Source organism: Mastigocoleus testarum BC008, assembly GCF_001456025.1.
Lineage (GTDB): Bacteria > Cyanobacteriota > Cyanobacteriia > Cyanobacteriales > Nostocaceae > Mastigocoleus > Mastigocoleus testarum.
The window spans coordinates 75,629-102,582 of sequence record NZ_LMTZ01000002.1; the positions used below are offsets into that span (position 1 = coordinate 75,629).

The window sequence follows — 26,954 nt, forward strand, 5'->3', positions numbered from 1 at the left end:
TACTTCTGGAATTGATAGCGATCGAGTTGATTAATTATTTGTAGCAGTTATCAGCTTGATGAAATGCCTTTACTTCTCACCCTGATTTTACCTGTCTTATTACTCTATATTTTTTTGGTAAGGATAAGGATTGAGGTGAGATTTGTAATTTCCTAATTCTATCAATTTCCCCTTATTCCCTAATCATGTCTGTCTTCACCCGCATTAAACGAAAAATTTCCCTTTTTCTAGTTTTCACTTTTACTATTTGCCTTATTCTTCTACCCAACCTAACCCGGGTAAATGCTCAAAAAGTATCTCAGCCTAAGCCACAAGACTGGCATATTAACGGCATTATGGCTGCTCTTGACGATAGCGATCCTAAAGTTCAGGGATTTGCTTTGAGGAAATTAGGTGAATATGATACGAAGGACTTAAAAGCAATACTTAAGCAACCCAAGGATATTGCTCAAATAGCTATCAAACTTCTCACAGATAAAAATGTTGAATTAGAGGTTCGTCGCGATGCAGTAGGAGCTTTGAAAAATTTGGGGGATGCTGCTAAACCCTACCTCAAAGACATGCTTGAATTAGTCAAAGATACAAGTCTTGATCCTGGACTTCGTTACAGTACAGTTGAAGTGTTCGGTAGTTTGGGAAGTGCAGCTAAACCTTATGTTGAAGAAATTGCTGATATCCTCACAAATAAAAACCTTGACTTTGGAGTTCGTGCTGGTGCAGTAAGAGCTTTGGGGAATTTGGGAGAGCTTACCCAACCTTATGTTGAGGATATCGCCGACATCCTTAAAGATAAAACTGCTGATGACTTGGTTCGTGCTGGTGCAGTAAGAGCTTTGGGGAATTTGGGGGATGCTGCTAAACCCTACGTCAAAGATATCCTGAAGTTCCTCAAAGATGAAACCGTTGGCTCTCAAGTCCGTGGTAATGCGACAGAAGCCTTGGTAAATTTAGGGGATATTGCTAAACCCTATATCGGAGATATTTTTGAGTTACTCAAAGATCAAAAAATCGATTTCATAGTTCGTGGCGCTGCAGCATCTGCTTTTGGGAAAATGGGGGATGCTACTATACCCTACGTCCAAGAAATTCTTGAACTCCTTAAAGATAAAACTGTTGATCAAATTACTCGTTTTATTATGGGTTCAGCATTGACGAATTTAGGGGATCTTGCTAAACCCTATGTCCAAGACATCGTTGATATTCTCCAAGATAAAACCGTTGACTTTCAAATCCGTGACATTGCAATACAAGCATTAGGAAATTTGGGGGATGCAACTAAACCCTACATCAAAAACATTGTTGATATCCTTAAAGATAAAAGTCTTGAATTATACCTTCGTGGTAGTGCAGCAAGAGCTTTAGGTAATTTAGGGGAGGTCGCTAAAGACTACATCGAAGACATCGGCAATATCCTTAAATATAAAGCCAAAACTCTTAATGAATCAAACCTCCGTGGTACTGCATTAGAAGCTTTGGGAAATTTAGGGGAGGCTGCTAAACTCTATGTCAAAGATATCCTTTACATTCTCAAAGATAAAACCATCAATTATTCGGATCGTAAAATTGCAGCAGAAGCTTTAAGGAACATAAAACAAAAGCCGCTGGAGCTAAAAGAATTTCTAATTGTACTTAATAATGCTTATTACGACAGTCTATCAACTATCCCACAATGGCGTTTTTTAGGTTATTTTGTGAGTGGTGGTAGTGATGAAGCAAAAACCTTAATCAAATGGCTTGCTTATCCTCAAACAACTCCAGAAAAACTCACCCATTCAGAAGCTGTGAAAACACTGAAATTATTTCTCAAAGTCTGGGAAGTAATTACCAGTGAAGACTTAACAGAATTACGAAATGATTTAGCAGAAAAAATAGCAGTAGTTGCAGCTAACAAAAACGTTGTTTGGGAAACTCAAGATATTACCTTACTTGGACAGCACTACAAGAACCTCAAACAAATCAACTCTACGAACGCTGAAACAATACAGTCAGTAATAATTAACCTGGAAGGTTGGCGATGGTTTTTCAACTTTAGAAACATCATCTTAACTCACGCAGCTTTTTGGCTTGCTCTAATCTTTGCTTATCCCAAATCTCCCCAAATTCAAGCCATCTTCTTCTGGAATCCTTGGGTCAGAAGGATTGCTGGTATGGGTTACGTTGGTTTTCTCCTTACCTGGGTTCCTTTTCTGCGTCGCAAATTATTAGAACCTTTTCAACGTTCATTATTAGCAGATGCACGGTTAGATAATTTTACTGAAGCAACTTACTTTCCTGAATCTTGCGTCAAACCTCCTGCTTCTGACAAAATCGTTCCTATTACCAAAGCCTTACCCACCGTCAAAGGACAAATTGTTTTAGAAGGTGATTCTGGTTTAGGTAAGTCGATGTTTTTGTGTCATTTACTCAAAAATACATCCAATATTGCCGTTTATTTACCTGCATACAAGTGCGAAAAAGGTGTAATTGAAGCCATTCAAGAAAAACTTCGCGGACAAGCACAGGATATCAACTTCTTAAAAAGCCTTATTTATAGCGGTGCAATTGATATTTATATTGATGGACTGAATGAAGTCACCGCCGATACGCGATCGCAAATTAAACAATTTGTGGAAAGCTATTTTCACTGTAATGTCATTATGACCACCCAACCACTGCAGTGGGAACCACCTTCCACCGCCAAGATATTTATCTTAAAACCTTTAACAAAACAACAAATTAGTCAGTTTTTGATTTCTCGTTCTTTGCGTCTTCCTGCAGATGCAAAAATTACAGACGATTCGTACAAACAAGCTTGTAAAAATTATCTGGGAAAAATTCTTGACCCACAACAACCAGCAACAGAATTAGAAGCAAACTATCGGGTACTTTCTAACCCAATGGATCTAACCTTGATATCTCAAATGTTATCCCAAGGCGAACATCCGGATTTGTTTCGTTTGCAAGAACAACAATATAACTTAATGGCGTGGGAATACAAACGGGAATGGAAACATAATTTTCCCCTGAAGAAATTTTCCCAAAGAGTATACCAACAGCGAATCAATGACGAAAGTGCAATTCTAGCTGATGAATTTGACCAAGAAGTTTTAAGTATGGAAGACCAAAAATATAAAATGGTCGTCAGTCGTCAGTGGAAAAACAAAGATGGCGAAACCAAAAAAGAGTGGTATTTCCGTCATGATAAAATCATGGAATTCTTTATCGTGCAGAACTTCTTAGGTGATTCAACCGAAGCCAAAGAACGTCAAAGCAAACACATGGATGACCCAAGATTTCGCGGTGTTTACTTCCTACTAGCTAAATTACTTCCTTTAGAGCAAGCCCAGGAATTACGCGAAAACTTAATTCAATACGCCGTTGACACCAAGGACCATACCGTTATGGATACTTACGTGCAATTGTTGCGATTGAGGTAGGTGGACAAAAATATTTATATTATGGCGCTAAGTAGTGCTATACCTATTTTTTCAATATTCAAACTGGATTCCTATATAAATACAAATTAACCTTCAAATAACTGCTTCAAATCTTCTAAATCGGTAATTGAATCAAACTCCTCATCACTACGAAGAAGCTTGGGAAATTTATCAGGATCTAATTCTTTTGCTTTATTTAAAAATTCTAAAGCCTTATCATTATCTTGTTTAAAGAAATGACACCTACCCAGACGAAACCAAGCCCAGAAAAAATCGGGTTTCATTTCAATGGATTTACTATAAGCTGCGATCGCATCATCATACTGCTTTAATTCTCTCAGAGCATTTCCGCGACCATACCACCCAATATGATGAGTAGGATTAATTTCGATCGCTTTATCATAAGCTTTCAAAGCTTCTTTAAATTTATTTATTCTTCTCAAAGCCCAACCGCGACTCACCCAAGCAGGATATGAATCGGGCTGTCTTTGAATCACTTCATCGTAGGACTTAATTGCATCTTTGTAGCTACCCTCAAAAAATAAAGCATCACCGTGTTTTAAATAATCGTCTGTAGTAAAAAATATTTGAGGGTTCCCCAATTTCAATTCTTCAAGTTCTGCTGTTAGTTCCTGTATTTGCTTTTGAATATCTGGTTGATGGGTATCTGGAAGAGATGAAAGGGGAGGTGCTAATTTGGATAATTTCTGGACAATTATATCTTTTTCCCGTTGAGCATCTGTAAATAAAATATTCAGTTCGTTCATAAAAGTATTGACAAATTCTTTTTGTCTTTCCAAACTTTCTGTTAAGTCATATTTAAGCTGATTAATTTTATTTTGAATATCTGACATCATTTCTTCTGCCTCTGATATTTTACTAGTATTTTCTCTAATTAATTTATCTATTTCTACCTGATTAGTATCTATTCTTTCTTGTAAGGATTTAATGACTTTTTCCTGAGTAGCTTCTATTTGTTTTTCTAATTTGTTTTTTATATCCGATTCTAATTTCCTGATTATAATTATTCGAAAGAACCAAAAAGCAAGTGCACCTCCTATAGGAATTATTATGAATAAAAGATTGATAATTCCTATGTTCCAATTGATTAAGTTTATGGTAGTTTCAAATACTGTGTTTACCGTACGGTCAACTTCTTCTTCTACCTGTTCTTCTATCTCCTGCGAACGCTGAAGCCTTTCTAATTCTTGAATTTGCTGTTCTTCAGGTGTAGTTAACGACTTCGGGCTTGATTCAGGTGTTAAAGATGACTTCGGTGTAGGTTGTGCGGTTGCATAGTTGTTTGATAAGTTAATGATTACCAAAATAATTAAAACTAAATGTTTAAATAAATGTTTAATTACCATATTTATTACGTAATCATAAGCATCTGTTAGACTTAAAAATCTAATTAAATGATAAAGCTTATTAGATATGCTAAATTTGTTGTTCCAAAAATTTTGCCAACTCAGTTACTAACTACATTAAAAGTGAACAAGCGTACCGTTTTTAAAATACTCAAATTTATCTTAATTGTCCTGCTAGTAGTTTTAGGTATATGGCTCTTAAATACCTATGGAATGGAACAAGTACAAGCTAAAGTTAAGCTACTGGGAGTTTGGGCTCCTCTGGGAATTTTTGCACTGCGCTTCGTTAGTGTAGTAATTCCGGCGCTTCCAAGTTCGGCTTATTCTCTACTTGCGGGAAGTTTATTTGGCTTCACTACAGGGGTTGCGGTAGTTTCTTTCGCAGATATAATCTCTTGTTCTATAAGCTTCTATTTGTCCAGACGTTACGGTCGGGATGTGGTCGCAAAATTAGTTGGCGATCGCTTCATGACTCGCGTTGATGAACTCAGTCAACGTCACTTGGAGCGTAACTTTTTCCTCATGACTGCTTTTTTGATGACGGGTTTATTCGATTTTGTCTGTTACGCTGTTGGACTGACCAAAGCTTCTCCTAAGTTGTTCATACCAGCTCTTGTAATAGGTGTTTCCATTTCCAACGCCACTATTGTAGCTGTCGGTGCTGGTGTTTCTGGGGGAAGTACATGGCTCTTGATTCTTGCGATGATTGGAGCATTTGTTTTAGCGATCGTCACCGGAATTGTTCAGCGCAAACAACAGGAAAAATCTCTAAAGGTAAGCGACAAGGAATAAGAGCTTTAACCTGAATGCTCAAAAGAAAATATCAAAGCAATGGACCCTAAACATTGTAATTGTTCTACAATTCATTTTCTGCACTTAGTTTTTTACGAACAATGAAAAATATATAACACCCACTGTGGAACATAACATGTTATCTTATTGATAATAATTCTAGATAAATCATAGGGTAATTGCCCGCTCTCCATTAACCATTCAATCAGATGCAAGAATATCCAAACTTTTTGGCGGCTATTGAGGGTGTTTGTAAAAAATGGTGTCAGCAAAATGGTTATACAGAACCGTTTTGTCGCAATGGGGAGTACTGGGCTTTTCCTCCTAAAGGGGCGATTCCGGTAAAGATACGAGATATTATTCAAGCAGATAAACAACAAGCTCAACTGGTTTGTATTGGTCGTGTTTCTTTCTGGTTATTACCAGATGGCTCTTTGCAGAAAAGTAAAGAGTAGATCTCTAATAATACCAATTTGGAAAAATAATGAGACAGATAGATTTCTGTAGAGACGTTGCAATGATTTATCAAATTGGTATAAGAGTTTTTATTATCAATTTTTTCTTCGTTGATAGCAATAAGCACAAGCTGTGCACATGCGGTAGAGGCTAAAGCACAGCTGCGAAGCAAGGGCTACAATTGATTATATTTTTTATCTATCTTGAGATAATATTTTTACATAGATATATACATAATAAGGACATATATGCTTACGTTATTACAGATATATTATTAACTCGATTTTAATTCTTGCTGATATTGTGAAATGCCAAAGCTTGGTAAATAACTATCTTCCAAAACTCTTAGTAAGGAAACTTCATTTAAAGAAAAACCTACCAATTCTAAACCACTAAAACGTTTTGGGGCTCCTTGTAAATACCGTGGTAGATTCAGTTCTAAAAAATCGATTGGTGGAATATCAGAAATGAATTCTGTATAAATGATGCGACCATCATCTAAATTAAAGATTCCTTTAGCACGAATAACTTTTCCATAAATATGTTCGGTTATTTGATTCCACAGCTTATTAAAACTATTAGTATAAATTACTTTTCCAGTATTTACTAAGCGAAGGGTTTCTAATTGATGAAAATTTTCTCTAATTGCAGCACCAGTTAGTATCTCTTTTCCCCAAGAATGCCATCTGCATTTTTTGCATAGAGGAGGTAATATAGCAACTGGATAATAAGGTAAATCCTTTAAAAGCTCTTCAATATAGCCAAGTCCTAAATTACTTTCCAGTTCTATATAAGCCATATCTGCCGATTCTAGCTCATCCAGGAATTTTTCTTCTTGACCATCTCCAAATACTTTTACTTTAGGAAAATCTATACTAATTCTCTTTTGGTCTATCTGGAATTTCCCCGTACCAGGCTTGAAATATAGTATTTTTTTATAATATTTTGGAAAACCTTTTTCCTTTAAAGCTATTTGTTGATGTATCCAAGTAGTTTTACCACAACCGACATAACCACCAACTACTACTATTTTTTCTTCGTCCATTCTTTGTATCGCTATATTGCGTAATTTTTTATTTAAATTTGTTCGAGATAAATACCCATCAGTAATTTTTATCTGCTAGAAGTTTTTTATACAGTTTCAAGTTTAGAGGCTTACTTGAATCGTTATTTTGTCAGGATTGTTCGTTGAAAATAATTTGTTGAAAATTACTACTGAGTGTATTTATTTTTTGTTGTGCTTCAGATTGCAAGATTTATCTTAAATGCTTGTCCTCCTTGTAAATACAACTACCAGTAAACTAATGAAATCATTATACGCAATTAATAATTTATGTCAATAAAACTGTTGTTTTTGTGCCGCAAGTTACATATTTGTATAACTTAATTCATGCTGATCAAATAATTCTTTTAATCCAATCATTGAGTACTGTGGATGTAAATTAGAATTTGATTTAAAAACTAGACGGTGTCTTTTTTTGGCCAAATTCCACTCTCATAATCTATGTGGTACCTTTTGCTATGTTCTGCATTAATTGTTACTTTTTATTAATTTATCTTTCAAGACAGAGTGTTACTCAGACGTCATAATTTAATAATTAAGAAATATTATTAATTATTTGACAAATAACTTGAATCAAAAAAGCCATAATATAACAAGCTTTATCTATAAAAATTCTCGAGAGCTGAAAGATTGTTCCTAAAAATACACATATATTTATCTGGATTAAATTGCTACAAGTATCCTCAATCTATACGTTTCAAAGGCAGAAAACAGAAGAATTATTGCTATCATCACCACGGACGAACTCGTGGAAGAAGATGAATGGATAAATTATTCAAACGTAAAGTACTGAAGTACATAGCACCGAATCTTAAGTTCAAAAGACAAATAACCATATTGGTATGCATAACTGTATTGCTATTTGGAACCTTTGGATGCGATCAGGTTTTTGGTCCACCAGAATATTCAGTTCGACGAGTCAGTGATGGTGATACCCTAGCGTTAACCGATCCCAATGGAGAAAAAATTAGCGTGCGTTTTGCTTGTGTGGATGCACCGGAGATACCCCATACAAACAAAGAAAAGAAAAGTCGGCGTTTAGCCGATCGCAGTCAATTTAAATGGGGTAAAAAAGCACAGGAGCGTTTACAAGAGTTAGTAAGTGGTGCAGGAAATCGCGTGAGGTTAGACGTAACTGATAAAGACCGATATGGACGCAGCGTTGCAGAAGTAAGGCTACCTGATGGTACTTTTGTCCAAGAAGTGTTGGTCAGTGAAGGATTAGCTGTTGTTTATCCTCCCTACTTAAAAAATTGTCCTAGCAAAATCTTTGTTCAACAAGCCCAAGGAGGAGCAAAAGCCAATCAAAAGGGTGTTTGGAGCGATAAAAGGTTTATTGACCCTTGGGAATATCGCAAACAAAAAAAGAAATAATTATATAGCGGATTGCAACTAAGTGAAGTACAGTTCAAAAACTGAAAGTCAGTTATAAAGCCGATTCTACTTCTGTCTCCTGACTCCTGTCTCCTGTCTCCTGTCTCCTGTCTCCTGTCTCCTGTCTCCTGTCTCCTGTCTCCTGACTCCTGTCTCCTGTCTCCTGTCTCCTGACTCCTGTCTCCTGACTCCTGACTCCTGTCTCCTGTCTCCTGACTCCTGTCTCCTGACTCCTGTCTCCTGTCTCCTGATTCCTGACTTCTGCTATAAGTTATATTTTGACCTTTGTTAGCACAACTATTTTGGCTTGTGCGTAGCGCTACATGTGCCTTATCAATAAAAATGAGGTTGATAATATTTTAAAAAATATCAACCCCACAGATTTAAGTGCCTTGTTTTGCGCTATTACCAATCAACTCAAGTGCAAGATATTTGACTTAGCTGAATAATTTTAATTTAGAGAACAATCGGGAAGAACTAGGGAAAAAATAAATATTTTGACTTTGATTTGTATCTGTAATTTTGTTATCCAGGAGAATTTAATCAATTTTCCTGATTTACAAAAAATAAATATCAAGTTTTTAGCCTGCTAATAGTTGATTTTTTCAAGCTAGAATATTATTTCGTATTAGCAATTAAATTGAAAAGACTAAATACTGAATATTAAAGATTAATAATTACACAAGCTTAATTATAATTAAACAAAAAATATTCACTTATTAGCTTGGATTTAAAAGATAAAGTCAGATATGAAGAGTTTTACTTGTATTAGCTGATATAATTTGCCTCATAAGACTAAAGCAATATTTGCTACACCCAAGCTAGCCGAGTTTGATGTTCTATTCTCAAATAAAAATTCGCTATAATCAGCTAAATCATCAATTCCAATTAAATTTAGTAGAAGTTCAGTAATCAACCAGACAAAGGTTTTGAGGAATAATTTTCGCCACAGCACTTTTTTCATTGTTCTTCTCCCACAAGTAATTTCCCTTCAAGTCATACTCCATGCTCGATCTAGCAACTAAATGGTGACTTCAAGAGATAATCTGTAAGAAAAATTACTATTACGTATTAATATTTGAATATCCCTTGTTGACCGATCCTAAATTAAAAGGTAATCGGGAATAAATAGAGAAGGGATAACAATGAATAACAAATAAAATTTTTAGTATTAGTCAATTACTAAATCGAAAATAATTGTAAATATATGTAATTTTTATTTGAAAATTGCGTAAAGTTTTTATACCCCTGAGAAGACATCTGTACGTCGAAGTTCAATTTAATCGACTTACAACGCTCAATCTTACTAATAAGTACAATCTAATAACTTTATTGGCTGCCTTAAATAGATGAATATGCGCAGAATACGCAATGCACAAATAAATCGAGTCGCTCGAGTTTTAATCCCTAAAGTTTTAATTCCTAAGGTTTTAATTTCTAGAGATTCAGTTCTTAGAGTTTCAGTGTTGTCGATTTTTCAGTTTAAACCAAAATTAAATTTATCTAGAAGTGATCGCCAAAAAATATTTAAATTTATTTGTTTGTTTTTAGTATTTGCTATGACTGCTACAGCTTGTAGCAGAGACGAACAATTAAAAAATTCCTCACCGTCTTCTGAAAATTCAGTCAATCAAAAAGTACTAAAAGTCTGGTGGGACAAAGGTTTCAACCCAGAAGAAGATGAAGCCCTCCGCACACTGGTGAGTAACTGGGAAAAAGAAACCGGAAATCAAATTCAGCTACTTTTATATACGACTGATTCTCTGGCTAAAAAAATTCGCAGATCCTTGCAAGCAGGCGATCCCCCTGATGTGGTTATGAGTTTTAAAGCTGAGAGGTCGCCAAATTCACGTCTTGCTTGGGAAAATAAATTAGTAGATGTTTCTGATATTATTGAACCGCTGAAAAATCTCTATCCCAAACCAGTTTTAGAAACAGTCAATTTTTATAACAACGTTGAGAAAAAGCGGAGTTATTATGGGGTTCCAATTCACCAAGCGACAATGCAAATCTATTACTGGCGAGATTTGTTAAAGCAAGTTGGTCGTAGCGAAAAAGATATTCCCCAGGAATGGAATGCTTTTTGGGAATTTTGGAAGAAAGCTCAAGACGATTTGCGGGCTCAAAAATCTAGTGAAACATCCAATATTTATAGTTTGGGGTTTACTCTTTCACCGGAAGCTGGCGATACTTACTACTTATTCGAACAAATTTTGGAAGCTTACGATGTAAAAATTGTTAGTCCCAAAGGGGAACTTCTGACTGATAAACCCGAAACACGTCAAGGTATTATCAAAGTGTTGGAGTGGTACAAAAACTTTTACCAAGAGGGCTATATTCCACCGACGGCTTTAAAGTGGTTGAACCCAGGTAATAATCGCAGTTTGCTAAATCGGGAGATATTAATGACTCCTAACTCCAGTCTGTCAATTCCTGTCGCTGTGCGTCAAGATCCGGATATTTACCAAAATAAGCTGGGTATTTTGGAGTTTCCCAACAAACCAAATGGTAAGCCAGTGGAACATTTAACTATGGCTGAGCAAGCAACGATCTTAGCCGATTCCAAAAATCAGAAATTAGCTAAGGAATTCTTACGTTATGTTGTAAAGACAGAAGTATTGAAAACTTACCTCAGAACTGCAGGAGGTCGCAATTCACCAGTTTTGAACCCTGTATGGGAAGATACTTTTTGGACAAATCCCAAAGATCCCCACATTTCTACCGCAACTAAAACTTTTACTGAAGGTAGAGTTCGCTATTTTCAGATTTCTCAAAATCCTGCTTATAGTAAAGTCCTTGATGAAAATATTTGGGGAAAAGCTCTGAATAAAGTTATTGTTGATAAAATTTCTCCAGAAGAAGCAGCAGATGAATCCATCAAAAAAATCAAGGAAATTTTTGATGATTGGGAAAAAAGTTAGTCTACTTAAAAAGTTGCTTTTTTAAAAAGCTAGTTGATCTAAAAGTTAGTTGATTTAAAAGTTGGTTTTTTACAAGCTAATTGATTTTAACTACTTATTTGACTTTTTTCCTGAAAAGAGTAAAAAATCACGAATCAAGGGTGAAGGGTTAAGCAATTTGAGACTAAACTCTGCACTTTTGATTTTGGGTACCCGGTAATCAGCCTTGAAGAGAAGGACAAATGAAATTTTGGAAGCAACAACTGACTACTAAAATTGCAAGTTCCTTCTTGCTACTATCTCTTCTAACTGTTGGTGTCGTTGGAGGAGTTGCATTTTTCAGTGCGAGGGAAGCTCTCGAAGAAGCAGCTTTTAATAAGCTTAAAGTTGCAGCTGCACTTAAAGAAGAAGAAATTACCCGTTGGTTTGAATACCAGCAACGGGATTTTTTGCTAGTAACTGAATTTCCAGACGTCAAAGCTAAGATTAATAAAATTCTCGAACGGAATATATCTGAATCAGAATATAAAGCGACCTATGAAATTATTTACCAGTATTTGACACAAGTTAATAAGGTTAAACCAAATCTACAAGAAATATCGATTCTTGACCGTACGAATAAAATAATTATTTCTACGAACAAAAAGCGTCAAGGTAAGTATGAACCTTCAGCAAATATAACTGATGTTGAGAAAGTTAAGCGGGGAGATAAATTTACACCAATTTTTTATAGAGCCCACGATACTGGGAAACTTACCGTAACTTTATCAAAGACTTGGAGAAACAGTTCGGGAGTCCGTCAAGGTGCGATTTTAGCAAATCTTAACCTGGAGCGAATTGATGAAATTGTTCGTGAAAAAACAGGTTTAGGAAAAAGCGGTGAAACCTACTTAGTTGGTTCTGTAGGTAATGACAATATATTTATTTCTAAAGAACATCGGGAAAAACCTCTTAGAACTGTTAATAGTTATGGTATTGATCGGGCGATGTTCGGGCTTAGTGGTGAGGAACTTTACAGCAACTATGACCAAATACCAGTATTGGGAGTATATCGTTGGTTGAACGAGCAGGAGTTTGCTTTACTGGTAGAAATGGGACAGCGTGAAGCATTTGCTCCAGCCCGTAGACTGGCGAATATCATTGTAATTTTGGGCTTAACAGCGGCGGGGATATTATTAATTGGTGTGTATTGGTTATCGCGACAACTAGAAATTTCCCGTAAGCAGTTAGAAGATTATAGTCATCAATTAGAATTAAAAGCCCAAGAAGCGGAAACAGCTAACCGAGCAAAAAGTGAATTTCTCGCTAATATGAGTCATGAATTGCGCACTCCTTTAAATGCAATTTTAGGATTTGCTCAATTGATGGAGCGGGATCAAATGCTCAACTCTCAACAGCATAATTCTCTTGCGACCATTAACCGTAGTGGGGAACACTTACTTGCTTTGATTAATGATGTTTTGGAAATGTCAAAAATTGAAGCCGGTCGTACCGTTTTAAATCCAGAATCCTTTAATTTGCATCGTCTTTTGCAAGTCATCAAAGATATGTTTCAACTCCGAGCGACTGCAAAAGGATTGGTACTGGAATTTGAGACAGATCCAAATTTACCCCATTTTGTCATTGGCGATCGGGGAAAGCTCCGTCAAGTGTCGATAAATCTATTGGGTAACGCTATCAAGTTTACTCAAAAGGGTGGAGTTATATTTAGAGTAAAGGTTAAATCATGGCACAAACAATACCCAGGTGAAAAACTCTGTACCCTTTACTTTGAAGTGGAAGATACGGGGAAAGGTATCCATCCAGACGAAGTAGATAAGATTTTTGACCCCTTTGTACAAACTGCAAGTGGCGCTCAAACTAGAGGTGGAACTGGTTTAGGGCTTGCTATCAGTCGTCAATTCATTCGAATGATGGGAGGTGATATATTTATTAATAGCGTTCTAGACAAAGGTTCTACTTTCTACTTTGAAATTAAACTTGCTTTAGCGAAAAGATCGAAAACAGATAAACCTGTAAAACGCCAGGTTATTGCATTAGCTCCATCCCAAGAAAATTATCGGATTCTTGTGGTCGATGACCGTCAAGAAAATCGAGACTTATTAGCTGAATTGCTGAGCAAAGTTGCTTTTGATGTACGTACGGCCAATAATGGAGTTGAGGCTATCGAAGAATGGGAAGAATGGAAGCCTCATTTTATCTGGATGGATATGCGTATGCCTTTGATGGATGGTTATGAAGCAACTAGGAAAATCAAGGCGCGATCTCAAGAACACGCTACAGCCATTGTCGCTTTGACAGCAAGTGCTTTTGAAGAACAGCGAGCTGCTATTTTAGCTGCAGGTTGTGATGATTTAGTTCACAAACCTTTTCAACAAGAAGTTATTTTTGAAACCATTGGTAAGTACTTAGAAGTTGAATATATTTACAAAGGCGAAACCGAAGATCGAGACTCAGAGGAAGATTCTGATTCCAGTCAAGAAATAAGACTTACTTCAAAAGATTTAAGCGTGATGTCCGAAGAATGGGTTGCAAGTTTAAATCAAGCAGCAATTGAAGTGGATGCAGATTCAGTCTTGCAATTAATAGAGCAGATTCCAAGTAGCGACCGAACTTTAGCCGAACAACTCAGAATACTTACCTCACGCTATGATTTTGATACAATAATTGAGCTAAGCAAGACTTAATTAACTAAAAATAAAACAGTGTTTTCGCAGACATTTAGTATTCTTTAGTACTATATAGTAATTGAATTGTCCGTTTTGTAATTTTTTTTAATGTATCAGGTTCATTGCTTGGTTTAAAAGCTGAAAGCCTTGTGAAATATAGGTCACATAAAATTAAAAGTATTGACAAATATGTAATATTGAAAGATTTTAATAACTTTTCCAAAAAATTACAACGCTCTAGTTCTTATAATTTGCTACGATGATAAATAACCAAGATTTAGAAATTCTCATGTTATAAAGTATGCCTTGAGAAACTTGTGTTAGGCTCTAAAATCTAATAATCGCAAATAAAGTTTAGCACTCTAAAGTATAGGCTATGAGCTATGTGCTCCTGTAGCTAGTACTTTCTAATTCTTTGAGAATTATTGATAAGCTAGTAGATCGGTAAATATCGCTGGTATCTTTACTATAGATTATTCCGAACTATAGATTATAACCAATAGTCAGGATAATAAAAACCAATCAATCTAGTTATCTCTCATAATGTATCTCTTAGTAAAATGCGCTGTTACTAACTTAATAGAGATTCTCTAAAGCTTTGGGGCTACTTGATAGAGCACAAAATTTGAGTAAGTTGGTATGAAGGGGATTTGAGGTATCTATCCTTACTTTCTTCCTATGTCATGGTGCAAATTTAAATATTTATTTGCCTACTGTGGGACTAATTTAAAAGTGGAAGTTTATGTAACTTTTCATTAACATGGTTGTCCATTAGCAAAATCTTTATCAAGGAAATTTTCTTTGTTTCAGGAAAGCTGCAGGATAGCCAATTAACATAACTTCTTCTTAGAATTGGTGTCAAGATAAAGAAGATACCCCTGAAGACCGACACATGTGGGATCTGGGAGGATTAATAATTATAGCAAGATGAGAATCGAACTAGGATAAGCCTTTGAAAGGCAACACCTTAAAAAGATAAGATAAAAAAAACTGATATTTTTACAAAATAACCTCCGAACTTTATCCACTTCTTAGTAACCCTTGTCTCCCTCCAACGGTCTTATTCATCATTAGAGAACTAACAGGTTTGTTCTCTAGACTTAACCTACAGTCTATTTCCACTCTTCAGATGTGAAGCATTTTTTGTCAAGCTTTGCATAAATTTAGAGTCAAGGAAAAGAATAGTTTTCATACTTACGGAACTTACGCAAATTTAACGGGTAGGATTAAAATCTAGAGATTAGATTGTTACTCCTCCCAAAGCAATATTATTTATTAGCTAAATCGTGTAAGTCTGATTCCTTACTATGAACTTACTGAGTACTTATAGGCTAGTTTTTTCGTAAATGATTGACAACCCGAACAACCAGGTAAACTGGCGTTGCTGTTAGTGCTTTCTGCCCTTAAACAGCATCATGAACGTAAGCGGACGGTCAGCCTTATAGGGCGTTATTTATAAGACTCCACTCCTAGTTTTGAATTTTTCGATACTTGGTGTCAAATATCTTTTGTAGTTAAAATCCAAGATTTATTGAATAGAAATTAAGTAGTTTAGCGCGAATAAAGTTGGACTTTGACTTATCGTTTGTTGGGAACGATAAAAAAGAGTATTGCAATATCAGAGAATATTGTTTGCTTTGTTACCAATTTTCTACTTATTTGACTCGTTTTTTGATTAATGTCGTCTAACTGATTTAGAAAAATGACATTCCCGGAAGTACGTAATTTTGTTGAATACCCAGAAGCAGAAAGCTACTCTATCATAAGGAAATCTACTGATTTAATCGAGTCTAAACCAGTATTATCTAAGAATATTACTGAATCTGAAGAAAATCGAGCTTTTAACCTCGCAGAGTCTGCACTTGTATCTATACAAGGAAAATCCTTAAATAACTTACAGAGAGCTATTTTTAAGGGAGCTTGGCAAGGTCAAACTTATGAGGAAATTGCATCCGAAATCAACTGTTCGGAAGGTCATATTAAAGATGTCGCAGCTGATTTATGGAAACAAGTATCCGAAAAATTGGGGCAAAAAGTTTACAAGAAGAATTTTAAGGCGATTTTAGAGCAGCGATTATCTACTGGAGAATTAGCATTGTGTAAATCTAATCAAATACCATGTCATTATTTGAACAATAGGAAAAAGTATTGGGGTGAAATTCCTGATATTTCTGGTTTCTATGGACGAGATGAGGAACTATCTACCCTCACAGGATGGATTAATAAAGACCAATGTAGACTGTTGACAGTATTAGGTATAGGAGGTGTTGGTAAAACTACTTTGATTGCTAAATTAGCAAAACAGGTTCAAAATCAATTTGAGTTTATCATTTGGCGTAGTCTGCATAAAGCTCCAGCTTTTGAAGATACTGTAACAATATTACTCAACTTTTTCACTTATCCTAAAGTCGCAGACTCACCCACAAGTGTGGAAGAGAAAATATTACTCTTGCTTGAATTCTTTCGCTCTCACCGTTGTTTAGTAATTTTTGATAATCTAGAGTCAGTTTTAGAACCTGGAGAACAAGTAGGTTGTTATCAGGAAGAATATTCAGGATATGGTGAACTAATTCGATATATCGGTATGATTCAGCATCAGAGCTGTTTAGTACTAACCTCGCGAGAAAAACCCAGAGACTTAGAACTTCAAGAAGGGGAAAACTTACCTGTTCGTTCGTTTTACCTTAAAGGTTTACCGCTAAAAGAAATTCAAAAAATTTTACTGGCGATTTCACCATTCTCAGCGACAGAAAGTGATTGGAATTTTTTGGTGAAGTATTATGCTGGAAATCCTTTGATGCTGAAAATTTTAGCGACTCAAACCAAAGAATTATTTGAGTGTAACATCTCAAAGTTTTTACAAATAGGAGAGTACAAGATTTCAGAAATAAGGGACTTACGGAATCTGCTTACTCGACAGTTTGAGCGTTTATCAAGTTTAGAAAAGCAAATAATGTATCAAATTGCTTTAGGTGAAGCTCCTATTGACATTAAAAGCTTGCAGGAAAAAACTTGTTTATCTAGTTCTGGAAGTAAATTCATGGAAGCATTGAGAAGTTTACTTCAGCGTTCTCTGATTGAGAAAACCCCTGCTGGACTTAAACAAGAACCAGTTATTATGGATTATGTAAACATGAAACAAGTTTGATTGATAATTAGAATGATAGTGCAAGGACTAATAATATATTCATTTAGCATCGTTGACATTCAATTCTCAATAGACATTTCCCAATCCTAAACTCTAAAATATTCATGTAAATAAATTCTCTATAAACTAAATAACGTTACATTTCTACATATTTTTCTCCCTAAAAATAAAATTTTATTTACATAAGCATTTGCTCCGACTTATTCCTACCTATTTACAGACTATATTGCCGAATTTTTCCGACTGACAAGTCTAGCTTTTTTTGCAAATATAAATATAGAAAAGTTCAAAAGCTATTCATAAGGGAGTCTTAACATCTCTTGTAGGGGAGTAACAAGGGAGCTTTAGTTTTGACTTGCTTCTACTTTTAGTTCGCTAGCTACTAAAAAATTCTTTAAGGAATGTAGCGTTGAGTTTAGGTTTGGATAAGGTTTAGATGCTATTTGAGTAAGTGAATTATCGGTTTTTATTTTATCTGTTAGTACATATCTTTTGGTAGACAAAATAAATGTCAGTTTTGATTAATTTTGTTGTCGTCCTTAAGTATATTTGGACTAACTTTTCTTTGCTAACTGAACTATATTATTGGTTGAATAGGAGACAAAATATGTCTTTTATAAAGAGTAAGATAAACAAGTTGTTCGTACAATTATCTGAGGAACAAGAAGAGATTGTATCTGGAGGTTCTTCATTTCCTAAAAAATTTGAAGGTGATTTTGGGATTAGTAAAACTGACTTTCTAGAAAAGGCTTCGGTTCTGCATACATTTTCAGCATCTGGTCCTGAAGGTAGCATTGCTGGTGGTTCCTATATTAAAGAATTGATCGAGACGAGTGGTATTAATGCTATTGCTGTTGGCTAGAAAATAATCAATTTCACAAGCAAGTATGGGAATCTATTGAAGTTATGGGAATATACTGCAATACTGATCAGCTTTGAAGGAAAAGCTACAGTCTAAAAATTCTTACATAAATTAAAGCAGATTCCTATATTTGATTAATTTAATGTTACTTACGATATGGATAGTTCAAAAAAATTGGCATAAAGATTGGCATTTTCAAGCAATATAGACATTAGTTTTATAAGTGCACATAAATAGTGCCTCTTTTTTTTGAATATTTTGTAGGAGGTTTATATTATGTTGTTCAGAATTCAAGAAAGTAAATGGCTTGCAGATTTATCTGACGAGCAACAAGAAATAATTGCAGGTGGTGAATCTAATTCAGCAGTCAATGTTAATGACTTTAAGAGTCTTACGACTCCCGAATCTGCTAAGATTTTAGGTAAAGATATTGGACTAACTACTGCTGAATTCCTGGAAGAAGATTCAGAACGAAAGTTAATCTCTAATTCTCAGCCAATGGGTAGTCTTTCGGTTTTTTTGGAAGATTAGATTTAGTGTGTAAAAGTAAATATTTAGCAAGTATGAATTTTTCTATAACAGAAAATCACATAAATCTGTAGGAAAAATTCTAGGATAATAGCACGCTCGTTACACAATAGAAATTTTGTGTAGCGAGCGTGTTAATTAGTTATATCAACTCGCTTAATTACAATATATGTATATAATATGCTAAATATTTATAGAATATTTGATAGTAGAAAAATATAGTTTTTATTAAAGTATTAATTAACAAAATCATCCTACCTAATCCGACTAATATTCAGACGAAATTACCGATTTTTTCCGACTGACAAATAGAAGATAAATTGCAAAAATACAAATATAGAAAAGGTCAAGAGCTAAGAAAAAAATTATAAATCTTAAGTTCACCTTTCTGAAGTATCCTAAGTTAATGTGAGGCAGAAAAATGTCTTTTGCAAATAATGAAGAAACCAAATTGTTCGTACAATTATCTGAAGACCAAGAAGAAATTGTTGCTGGTGGAAATGGTGACGATCTAGGGTTAGGCCATCATATCGGTAATATTGGTATAAGCAAGACTGATTTCTTATACAAGTCTGTTGATTTAGCAACAGTATCTGCATCTGGTAAGGATGGTAGTATTGCAAGTGGTGCATTAAGCAAGAAAGTGCTTGATACCAGTGGACTTAATGTTATTGTATTCAAACACTAGAAGCGATAAGAGTCATTTTACTAACTGGATGTGTAACTAATTCTATCAGGCTACAATACCAAAAGCTCAAAAGGTGGGTAACTTCAAGCAAGATAAAAATTACTTTTTAGATGCACATGATTTTGCCCAACCTTAAAAAAAATGTAAATTAATTTGATAAAATCAACATAGTAATTCACATATGATACGGTATGAATTACTAGATTATTTACAAAATTTCAGTGTTATTTTCTTCTGGGCTATTCCAGAGCTTTTGACTACATAATTCAAATATATTGTTAGCTAAAAGCTCTGGAATTTTCATACACTTCTTCGTAGTTATGAAAATGTATTAGTAAATGTCACTGAAGTTTAGGTTTTGGTATTAATTGGTCGCTCTAATAGATTTCCGATCATATTGTGAGGTAAATTTGATGTCTCATTCTTTAAATAAATTGGAATCATTAAGCGAATTATCTAGTCTTCAAGAAGAAGCTATTAGTGGTGGTAAATCCTCGTTGTATAAAATACCAAGATTTTCATATGTAGAATTTCCTTTCGGAAAATTATTTGGTTTAGAAATTAACCAAACTAGTTTTTACCAAAGAGAGGAGAGTTCTGATAGATTTTCTAAATCTGATGAAAATGGTAATTTATCTGCAAATGATTCTAAAGTTGAAGAGACAGATATAAATCGTTTAACTATTGGTTAAATAGTTGTATCTATAGTACCTTTGAAAGATTCTTGAGAAAGATGATTTAACTAATATTATCTTTCTCCTTGTCCTTTTTGTGTTAGATTCATCCTTGATTTAGCTATTTATTTTATAGCATTAAAACCATTTATTATATTTTAAATATTTTGAGATTAACCAAAAATTATATATTTTAAAGTTGCGTGATTAATTCAAACTTTTGGAGAATTCCAATTTTTGGAGAATTCAAATTTTTGAAAAATTTTAAGCTTACAACATAAGTATTATCAAACAATTTTTATAAATCTTGACTAAATTATTAACCTGAGGTGTCAAGATGTCCAGAAGAAATGTTCCGCTATCAAGCTTATTTGTAGAACTGTCTGAACAGGAACAGTCAGTAATCTCTGGTGGTTTTACAACCGGAAATAAAAAATCATATTTATCTAATAATGAAGATAATATTATAGATAACTCTAATATCGTTAGCGCATATAACTCCACTCAGATATCTGTAGTTGAAAATTTTAATATCGAGAACTCTTTAAATAATTTATTGGGTTCATCTACATTTTCTCTAAGTGCAGAAAGTATTGGTTCGAGTAGTATTTTGATTTCAGGTGACTCTTCATCCACAGAAGCACTGCTTCATTCTGAAATATTTGCTACGCTTCCAACAAAGTATAAAGATGAAGTAAGTAAAGTATTAGATAATAACAAGATAAACAATTTTGCTTTAAGCATCACCCATTATTCTGCAAATATTCAAGGAACGGAGACCTTTAATATTTATGGGTCTGCGGGTAGTATCGCAAGGTCATCAAGTTGGTCTTTGGACGTAGATACTGTTGCGGTTAGTGGTATATTCTTCCCTCAAACATCATCAAAATTAGATTTATCACATTTAATCCCAGGGAATAATCAATTTGGAACTCAGTTAACGAACAAACAAACAAATATTAGTAATTTTGGTTTAAGTTTCACTTATTATTCTGCTGATTTTCAGCAAACGGACGTATCTAGGATTTCTGGATTCCTTGGTAGTGCGTTTACATCATCTGCACTTTCTATGAATATAGATACTGAAGCTTTAAGTGGTATTTTTCTCTCAAAGCAAGTATCGTCACCTTTGATTCTATCCGGAAAAGAAAATCAAGGTATTACAAGTTTCAGTGCTCAGAATATTAGTAATAGCTTTTTCGTTAATGAGTCTTTAGGTTCTTCCGATAATTTATGGTTGTCCCTCAACACGGTTTCAGGAATCGCAGGTAGTCAAGCAGGTTTATCTGCATCTTGGGAGAGAATTAGTGATATTTCTACAAATCTAAAGCAGTCAGATCTCAAAGGTTTATTAGAAAATAATTTTGGTGCTAGTTTTGGTTTTAGTACTAGTGCTTATCATAGGGAAATATATAATACAAAATTCAATTTTCTTTCTGGTAACGTTGGTAGCACTGAAGAATTGATTGGTTCAATTTTGGGTATTACTCCAACTGATACTGAAAATGTACCGGATTTTGCGTTTTCAAATTTATCTTCAGGTTCCTCTACAGGTTCAGTTTTTGCAAGCTCATCGATAGATGTATCCCCCAGTTTGGGATTAAATTCAAGGTTAACTGAATTTACCAATCTCTATGCTTTCAATTACTTAAATTCTGGGGGATTACCATTAGATAATCCTTCTGGAATTCAGTTAACTGATGATAGTAATAATTGGTTCACTAATCTTAGTGCTAGAAATAAAAATCTCAATAATTTATATATCAATAGTTTTTTAAATGGAGGTAATTTAAATTCCCAGTTGGGAGCGATAGACTTAGATTCCCTCGCATTGACCTCTATAAGTACGTTAGGAAATAAATTTAAAAATTTAGAAGGTTTTACATCTGATTCTTCCATCAATACTTTGACAGAAAAAGATAATTTACTTGAAATTGGAAATTCAGGAATTGGTGATTATGCTTTCTTAAATAGTGATGTGTTTAGCTTTAATTCCGCTGATTATAGTAATTCTGATTTGTATAGTAGTGGTCGAAATTTAATAGGTAGTTCTCCTAACTCCTTTAAATCTGGAACAATTACTACAAATATTTCTAAAAATCTTCCAAGTTTAAGTAGTAATTTAATGCCTTCGATGTTTTTACTATTTACAGCTAATAGCTTTGACAATAGTATATTAGCTTTTGATAAAAATAGTCTGACAAACATGGCTAATTTATCTCACAAGTATAGTCTTGGTTCGAAAAAGAAAATATCTCTCTAACGTTAAAACAATGGTTTCTAAATTGGCAAATGATTTTGATTAAATACTTTAACTATAAATTTCATGGACTCTTACACACCAACATCAAATCAAATCCCGCAGCTTCAGGAAAATGAATTTCTTCCTCGAATTAGTTCTTGGTTAACCATCGGAGGAGGATTTTTAGTTATTTTATTTGTTTGTGGTGTAACAGCTTCTTCGGTACTAGAATATAGAGTTGCAGTCAAAACCTTAGCTACAATTCGTCCCGCAGGAGAATTACGCTTAGTACAAACTGCAATTGATGGAAAAGTTCAAGAAATTAAAGTTAGTAAAAATCAAGTAGTCAAATTAGGACAAACAATTGCTAGTATTGATGATTTTCGTCTGCGAATCCGCAAAGAACAACTAAAAGATTCCATCGAAGAATCTCGTTTACAAATAGGACAGATGAATGCTCAGATCCGAGAATTAAGAGTGCAGATGCACGCCCAAAAAAGCTTAATGGAGCACAATATTTCAGTAGCTCATGCGGATCTGCAAAAAAATGAACGATCCTATCAAGACCGGAAAAATATTACAAATGCTGACTTAGAACAAGCGAAAATTAGTGAGAAATTTGCCCAGTCGAAATTAATAAGACTCCAAAAAGAAAAAGCTTTACAAGCAACTATCGAAGAAGCCAAAGCTTCTTTTAGATTAGCTAAAGCCCAAAGAGATAGGATGTTACCAATATTAAAAGAAGGAGCTATTTCACGTAATTATTTTGAAGAAAAAGAACAAACTGTTAAAGCAGCCCAAGCAAAATTAGAACAAGCAAAATCGTCAGCCAAAACCTTATTGGCTGAAACAGAAGAAGCTTTAAATATTGCTCAAGCCAATGTTATTAGAGCCAAAACTGCTGTCGATCCAAGTAATGCAAATATCTTAATTTCCCAACAAGGAATCCAACAAGCTAAAGCTAAAGGTGAAGCAACTATAGCCGCTTTAAACAAAGAACTACAAACTTTATTTATATCCCGTCTGGAATTAGAAAAAAAATTACAGCGCGATATGAGGGAACTCAAACAAGTAGAGAAAGACCTAGCATTAACTATCATTCGCGCTCCCGTCGCTGGTACTGTACTGGAGTTAAATCTGCGTAACCCACAGCAAGTGTTGCGTTCCGGAGAAGTAATTGCAAATATAGCTCCTAGCGATGCTCCATTAAGAATCAAGGCTAAAGTTGCAGCTCAAGATATTGATAAAGTAAGACCGCAACAAAAAGTACAAATGCAGGTTTCTGCTTGTCCTTATCCTGACTTTGGCACTCTTAAAGGTAAGGTTGCAAGTATTGCACCGGATGCTTTACCTAATAACACTAATGACGACGGAAACTCATCCATTGGGGCAGCCTATGAAGTTACTATCATACCTGAAACTTTGCATGTGGGAGAAGGTGTTAATCAGTGTACTTTACTTCCGGGGATGGAAGGTAAAGCTAGCATCATTTCTCGTGAGGAAACAATACTCAAGTTTATTCTCAGGAAAGCACGACTGATATCAAGTTTTTAGTTAATTGGTAATTGGTAATGGGTAATGGGTAATTTATTAATCACGTAAATTGCTATTTACAAATCTGTTGAATTTGGATCCCCCTAACCCCCTTAAGAAGGAACATAAGATCGAAGCTCCCCAATTACTAAGGGGACAGGGTATTTAAGAGGATATAAGAGAATCTAAAAGTTTTGCTCATAATCAGCAATTTGATTTAGTAATTTAGACTAAGTGACTGTAAAAATTAGAATCTAATTCTATAATTCTATCCTTTGGGATTAGCTTGATAACCAGAAGAATTTAAACACATTAAAGATTAAAGACTATGTTGTCTCTATTTAAAAAACGTACTAACTACGAATGCATTCGTCAAAACAGTGAAGAAGACTGTGGAGCTGCTTGTTTAGCTTCGATATGCAAATATTACGGATATATTTTAAGTATTAACCGTAGCCGAGAAGCTGTAGGTACGGGACAGTACGGTACAACTCTTTTGGGTTTAAAACGCGGTGCGGAATCCCTTGGTTTCAACGCTCGTTCGGTAAAAGCTTCCCCTGCAATTTTAGATAAATTACAAGAACTGATTCTACCTACAATTATTCATTGGCAGGGACGTCATTGGGTAGTTTTATATGGTAAATCCGGGAAAAACTATGTAATTGCAGATCCAGCATTTGGTTTGCGCTATCTCAGCAGACAGGAACTGAAAGAAGCTTGGGATGGAATAGCTCTATTACTGGAACCAGGTAATGATTTTTCCAAATCATCTCTAACTTCAGATACTTCTCAAGATGGATTCGGACGCTTTTTTAAGCGAGTTTGGCGTTACAGAAACCTCCTAATCCAGGTTTTGATAGTTAACCTGGTTCTAGGTTTACTTTCCCTCGCTAGTCCAGTTTTAATCCAGATTTTGACTGATGATGTTTTAGTACGACAAGACACTGACCTATTAACAGTAGTTGCGATCGCTGTTATAGGTATGACTCTATTTAGTGGGTGTTTGCAATTCTTACAGTCAATAATGATTGCTCACTTCAGTCAAAGAATACAGTTAGGACTAGTATTAGAATTTGGACGCAAATTACTACACTTACCCTTAAGTTACTATGAAGCTCGTCGTAGTGGGGAAATTGTCAGTCGACTCAGAGATATTAACGAAATTAATCAGCTAGTATCCCAAGTTGTTGCTAGCTTACCCAGTCAATTTTTTATCACCGTGATTTCTCTGGGTTTCATGCTTTTCTACAGTTGGAAATTGACCTTGGTTGCAGTATTAATTTCCATCATCATGGCGCTTTCAGCCTTACCCATGCTCCCCGCTTTACGGCAAAAAACTCGCAGTCTTTTAGTCCTTTCAGCAGAAAACCAAGGTATTTTAGTAGAGACATTCAAAGGTGCATTAGTTCTCAAAGTAACAAATGCTGTACCTCAATTCTGGGAAGAATTTCAGAGTCGTTTTGGTCGTCTAGCTAATTTAACTTTTGGTACAATTCACATCAGTATTATCAACAGTACTATCACTAGGGTTGTTGCAAAACTTGGTGGGATTACCTTACTGGTAATGGGTAGCGTTTTGGTAATTAATCGGGAACTAAGCATTGGACAATTACTGGCTTTTAATGTCATGCAAGCCAACGTCTTAGCCTTTATTAGTTTAATAATGAACCTTGCAGACGAATATTTTCGTTCTAAAACCGCCGTCACTCGCCTATTAGAGGTAATAGATGCGACTCCAGAAGCTGTGGAAGATACTAAGAAACCCTTTGTCGAAATTCCCGACGACAAAGATATATACTTCAACAGCATTTGTTTTCACCATATAGGAAGAGCAACCTTACTCGACGACTTTACAATTAAACTTCCCGGGGGTAAGGCGATCGCATTTATTGGTAAATCTGGTTGTGGTAAAAGCACTTTAGCTAAATTGATTACGGGTTTATATCAACCCCAATCAGGTAACATCCGCATTGGTTTGTATAACCTGCAAGATATTTCTTTGGAATGCTTGCGACAAAAAATAGTTTTAGTTCCTCAAGAACCCCATTTTTGGAGTCGTTCAATTCTAGAAAACTTCCGTTTGGGTAATCCTCAAGTTTCCTTGGAGCAAATTGTGATTGCTTGTCAGGTTGCAGAAGCTGATGAATTTATCAGCCAACTTCCAAATAAATATCAAACAACCTTAGGAGAATTTGGAGCTAATTTATCTGGAGGACAAAGACAAAGACTGGCGATCGCTAGAGCAATAGTTAATAATCCTCCCATCCTGATTTTAGATGAAGCAACTTCGGGATTAGACCCAATTAGCGAATCGAGGGTACTAAAACAACTTCTTTATCACCGCCAGGGTAAAACTACAATTATTATTACCCATCGACCGAGCGCAATTAATCGTGCTGATTGGGTAGTTCTTTTAGAGAAAGGAAAAGTAGAACAACATGGTTCCCTTGAATATTTGCATTCAATTCCTGGGAAACATCAAGAGTTTTTGGGTTTATTGAGCCACTCCCCGCGATCATAGGATCGCGATACTTCAGACGTTAATGTATTTATCGCCACTTTCGCCAAATCCGAACAACCGCACAAAGTTACATAAAATATTTATTTCGGACGCTGCGACAACCAGAAGATGTATCTGGAATCGTAGCGTTTCTTTCTCTCGATGAAACGAAATATATCACAGGTTCGACTTTCTATATTGACGGTGGTTTATTGCGGAATTATAAGGAACAGTAATATTCTACCTTTTAAAGAGCTGATTTATTAACCCCACCGAATTTGATTATTCCTCCATCGGAGTGAAATCCAGGAATTTGTCACCCGAAGAAATAGCTAACACCGCTCGAGGAGATTTATCGGGATTTGAAGCCACCCAACACCTGATTACCGACCATCAAGTCAAAGTTGAAGGTGAATCTGCAACTTGTCAAGCTCACGTAAGAGCAATACATTTTCTACCCAACGAGGATGGTGATTCTATATTTGAAATGGGAGGATATTATACGGTTCATCTAATTCGCGATCAATGCGATTGGAAAATTCAGCGTTGGAAATTTCGGATTTTATGGTCCAGCGGAAATCAAGATTTATTTAAACTTGCTCGAGCGACGCTGTAATTTCAATTAAGAATAGGAATGCGATTATCGTCCACTTTCATCAACCAAGATTTACTCAATAATTCCGAGCGGCTGAAAAAAGTTACCCGAAATATCATCTCGGACGTATAAAAGCAATTAAAGGAG

At 35.1% G+C, this 26,954-nt stretch carries 19 protein-coding genes; 16 read left to right on the forward strand and 3 right to left on the reverse strand.

What is annotated here, in order from left to right; translation table 11 throughout:
- The first annotated feature begins 185 nt into the window (after positions 1-185).
- Complete coding sequence (locus BC008_RS01330) at positions 186-3,416, forward strand: HEAT repeat domain-containing protein (RefSeq protein WP_027844808.1); 3,231 nt, start codon at positions 186-188, stop codon at positions 3,414-3,416.
- Between the two features lie 86 nt (positions 3,417-3,502).
- Here BC008_RS01330 and BC008_RS01335 read toward each other — a convergent pair whose 3' ends face one another.
- Positions 3,503-4,783 (reverse strand): tetratricopeptide repeat protein, encoded by a 1,281-nt coding sequence (locus BC008_RS01335; RefSeq protein ID WP_027844809.1) that lies wholly within the window; start codon positions 4,781-4,783, stop codon positions 3,503-3,505.
- A gap of 123 nt (positions 4,784-4,906) precedes the next feature.
- Here BC008_RS01335 and BC008_RS01340 point away from each other — a divergent pair, with 123 nt between their 5' ends.
- Together BC008_RS01340 and BC008_RS01345 are read left to right on the forward strand one after the other, a co-directional pair.
- On the forward strand, positions 4,907-5,575 hold the full coding sequence (locus BC008_RS01340) for a TVP38/TMEM64 family protein (protein ID WP_027844810.1): 669 nt from the start codon (positions 4,907-4,909) through the stop codon (positions 5,573-5,575).
- Positions 5,576-5,784: 209 nt separating this feature from the next.
- On the forward strand, positions 5,785-6,030 hold the full coding sequence (locus BC008_RS01345) for a hypothetical protein (protein ID WP_058182981.1): 246 nt from the start codon (positions 5,785-5,787) through the stop codon (positions 6,028-6,030).
- A 275-nt stretch (positions 6,031-6,305) separates the two neighbouring features.
- On the opposite strand, the gene BC008_RS01350 is transcribed toward BC008_RS01345, so the two are convergent.
- Complete coding sequence (locus BC008_RS01350) at positions 6,306-7,076, reverse strand: hypothetical protein (RefSeq protein WP_027844811.1); 771 nt, start codon at positions 7,074-7,076, stop codon at positions 6,306-6,308.
- 780 nt (positions 7,077-7,856) lie between these two features.
- Between BC008_RS01350 and BC008_RS01355 the strand changes: the two genes are divergently transcribed.
- The gene (locus BC008_RS01355) at positions 7,857-8,468 is read left to right on the forward strand and encodes a thermonuclease family protein (protein ID WP_058182982.1); all 612 of its coding nucleotides are present in this window, start codon (positions 7,857-7,859) and stop codon (positions 8,466-8,468) included.
- Between the two features lie 787 nt (positions 8,469-9,255).
- Here the strand turns inward: BC008_RS01355 and BC008_RS50250 are convergent.
- Positions 9,256-9,432 carry a hypothetical protein gene (locus BC008_RS50250; protein WP_201026066.1) on the reverse strand — a complete coding sequence of 59 codons (177 nt, stop codon included), beginning with the start codon at positions 9,430-9,432 and terminating at the stop codon, positions 9,256-9,258.
- A gap of 391 nt (positions 9,433-9,823) precedes the next feature.
- On the opposite strand from BC008_RS50250, the gene BC008_RS01360 reads away from it, so the two are divergent.
- The 12 genes from BC008_RS01360 (at position 9,824) to BC008_RS01410 (ending at position 26,828) form a co-directional block, all read left to right on the forward strand.
- Positions 9,824-11,389, forward strand: a complete 1,566-nt coding sequence (locus BC008_RS01360; protein WP_082650457.1) for an ABC transporter substrate-binding protein — start codon at positions 9,824-9,826, stop codon at positions 11,387-11,389.
- 221 nt (positions 11,390-11,610) lie between these two features.
- Positions 11,611-14,055: a hybrid sensor histidine kinase/response regulator gene (locus BC008_RS01365; protein WP_027843480.1), complete on the forward strand. Its 2,445-nt coding sequence runs from the start codon at positions 11,611-11,613 to the stop codon at positions 14,053-14,055.
- Between the two features lie 1,684 nt (positions 14,056-15,739).
- The gene (locus BC008_RS01370; RefSeq protein WP_058182983.1) at positions 15,740-17,185 is read left to right on the forward strand and encodes an NB-ARC domain-containing protein; all 1,446 of its coding nucleotides are present in this window, start codon (positions 15,740-15,742) and stop codon (positions 17,183-17,185) included.
- Between the two features lie 607 nt (positions 17,186-17,792).
- Positions 17,793-18,047 (forward strand): CTB family bacteriocin, encoded by a 255-nt coding sequence (locus tag BC008_RS01375; RefSeq protein WP_027843479.1) that lies wholly within the window; start codon positions 17,793-17,795, stop codon positions 18,045-18,047.
- Positions 18,048-18,323: 276 nt separating this feature from the next.
- On the forward strand, positions 18,324-18,578 hold the full coding sequence (locus BC008_RS01380; RefSeq protein WP_027843478.1) for a hypothetical protein: 255 nt from the start codon (positions 18,324-18,326) through the stop codon (positions 18,576-18,578).
- A gap of 418 nt (positions 18,579-18,996) precedes the next feature.
- The gene (locus BC008_RS01385) at positions 18,997-19,263 is read left to right on the forward strand and encodes a CTB family bacteriocin (RefSeq protein ID WP_036265540.1); all 267 of its coding nucleotides are present in this window, start codon (positions 18,997-18,999) and stop codon (positions 19,261-19,263) included.
- A gap of 413 nt (positions 19,264-19,676) precedes the next feature.
- Positions 19,677-19,955: a hypothetical protein gene (locus BC008_RS01390; protein WP_058182984.1), complete on the forward strand. Its 279-nt coding sequence runs from the start codon at positions 19,677-19,679 to the stop codon at positions 19,953-19,955.
- A 319-nt stretch (positions 19,956-20,274) separates the two neighbouring features.
- Positions 20,275-22,200 carry a hypothetical protein gene (locus BC008_RS01395; protein ID WP_027843477.1) on the forward strand — a complete coding sequence of 642 codons (1,926 nt, stop codon included), beginning with the start codon at positions 20,275-20,277 and terminating at the stop codon, positions 22,198-22,200.
- A gap of 63 nt (positions 22,201-22,263) precedes the next feature.
- Positions 22,264-23,733 carry an HlyD family secretion protein gene (locus BC008_RS01400; protein ID WP_058182985.1) on the forward strand — a complete coding sequence of 490 codons (1,470 nt, stop codon included), beginning with the start codon at positions 22,264-22,266 and terminating at the stop codon, positions 23,731-23,733.
- Between the two features lie 307 nt (positions 23,734-24,040).
- Positions 24,041-26,233: a peptidase domain-containing ABC transporter gene (locus BC008_RS01405; RefSeq protein ID WP_027843475.1), complete on the forward strand. Its 2,193-nt coding sequence runs from the start codon at positions 24,041-24,043 to the stop codon at positions 26,231-26,233.
- Positions 26,234-26,304: 71 nt separating this feature from the next.
- Positions 26,305-26,448 carry an SDR family oxidoreductase gene (locus tag BC008_RS51090; protein WP_072207674.1) on the forward strand — a complete coding sequence of 48 codons (144 nt, stop codon included), beginning with the start codon at positions 26,305-26,307 and terminating at the stop codon, positions 26,446-26,448.
- A gap of 26 nt (positions 26,449-26,474) precedes the next feature.
- A complete protein-coding gene (locus BC008_RS01410; RefSeq protein WP_082650458.1) occupies positions 26,475-26,828 on the forward strand; it encodes a nuclear transport factor 2 family protein in 354 nt (117 codons plus the stop codon).
- The last annotated feature ends 126 nt before the right edge of the window (positions 26,829-26,954 follow it).

Coding starts and splice junctions, on each gene's coding strand:
- BC008_RS01330 (WP_027844808.1), top strand. CDS start 186: ATGTCTGTCTTCACCCGCATTAAACGAAAAATTTCCCTTTTTCTAGTT.
- BC008_RS01335 (WP_027844809.1), bottom strand. CDS start 4,783: ATGGTAATTAAACATTTATTTAAACATTTAGTTTTAATTATTTTGGTA.
- BC008_RS01345 (WP_058182981.1), top strand. CDS start 5,785: ATGCAAGAATATCCAAACTTTTTGGCGGCTATTGAGGGTGTTTGTAAA.
- BC008_RS01350 (WP_027844811.1), bottom strand. CDS start 7,076: ATGGACGAAGAAAAAATAGTAGTAGTTGGTGGTTATGTCGGTTGTGGT.
- BC008_RS01355 (WP_058182982.1), top strand. CDS start 7,857: ATGGATAAATTATTCAAACGTAAAGTACTGAAGTACATAGCACCGAAT.
- BC008_RS50250 (WP_201026066.1), bottom strand. CDS start 9,432: ATGAAAAAAGTGCTGTGGCGAAAATTATTCCTCAAAACCTTTGTCTGG.
- BC008_RS01360 (WP_082650457.1), top strand. CDS start 9,824: ATGCGCAGAATACGCAATGCACAAATAAATCGAGTCGCTCGAGTTTTA.
- BC008_RS01365 (WP_027843480.1), top strand. CDS start 11,611: ATGAAATTTTGGAAGCAACAACTGACTACTAAAATTGCAAGTTCCTTC.
- BC008_RS01370 (WP_058182983.1), top strand. CDS start 15,740: ATGACATTCCCGGAAGTACGTAATTTTGTTGAATACCCAGAAGCAGAA.
- BC008_RS01375 (WP_027843479.1), top strand. CDS start 17,793: ATGTCTTTTATAAAGAGTAAGATAAACAAGTTGTTCGTACAATTATCT.
- BC008_RS01380 (WP_027843478.1), top strand. CDS start 18,324: ATGTTGTTCAGAATTCAAGAAAGTAAATGGCTTGCAGATTTATCTGAC.
- BC008_RS01385 (WP_036265540.1), top strand. CDS start 18,997: ATGTCTTTTGCAAATAATGAAGAAACCAAATTGTTCGTACAATTATCT.
- BC008_RS01390 (WP_058182984.1), top strand. CDS start 19,677: ATGTCTCATTCTTTAAATAAATTGGAATCATTAAGCGAATTATCTAGT.
- BC008_RS01395 (WP_027843477.1), top strand. CDS start 20,275: ATGTCCAGAAGAAATGTTCCGCTATCAAGCTTATTTGTAGAACTGTCT.
- BC008_RS01400 (WP_058182985.1), top strand. CDS start 22,264: ATGGACTCTTACACACCAACATCAAATCAAATCCCGCAGCTTCAGGAA.
- BC008_RS01405 (WP_027843475.1), top strand. CDS start 24,041: ATGTTGTCTCTATTTAAAAAACGTACTAACTACGAATGCATTCGTCAA.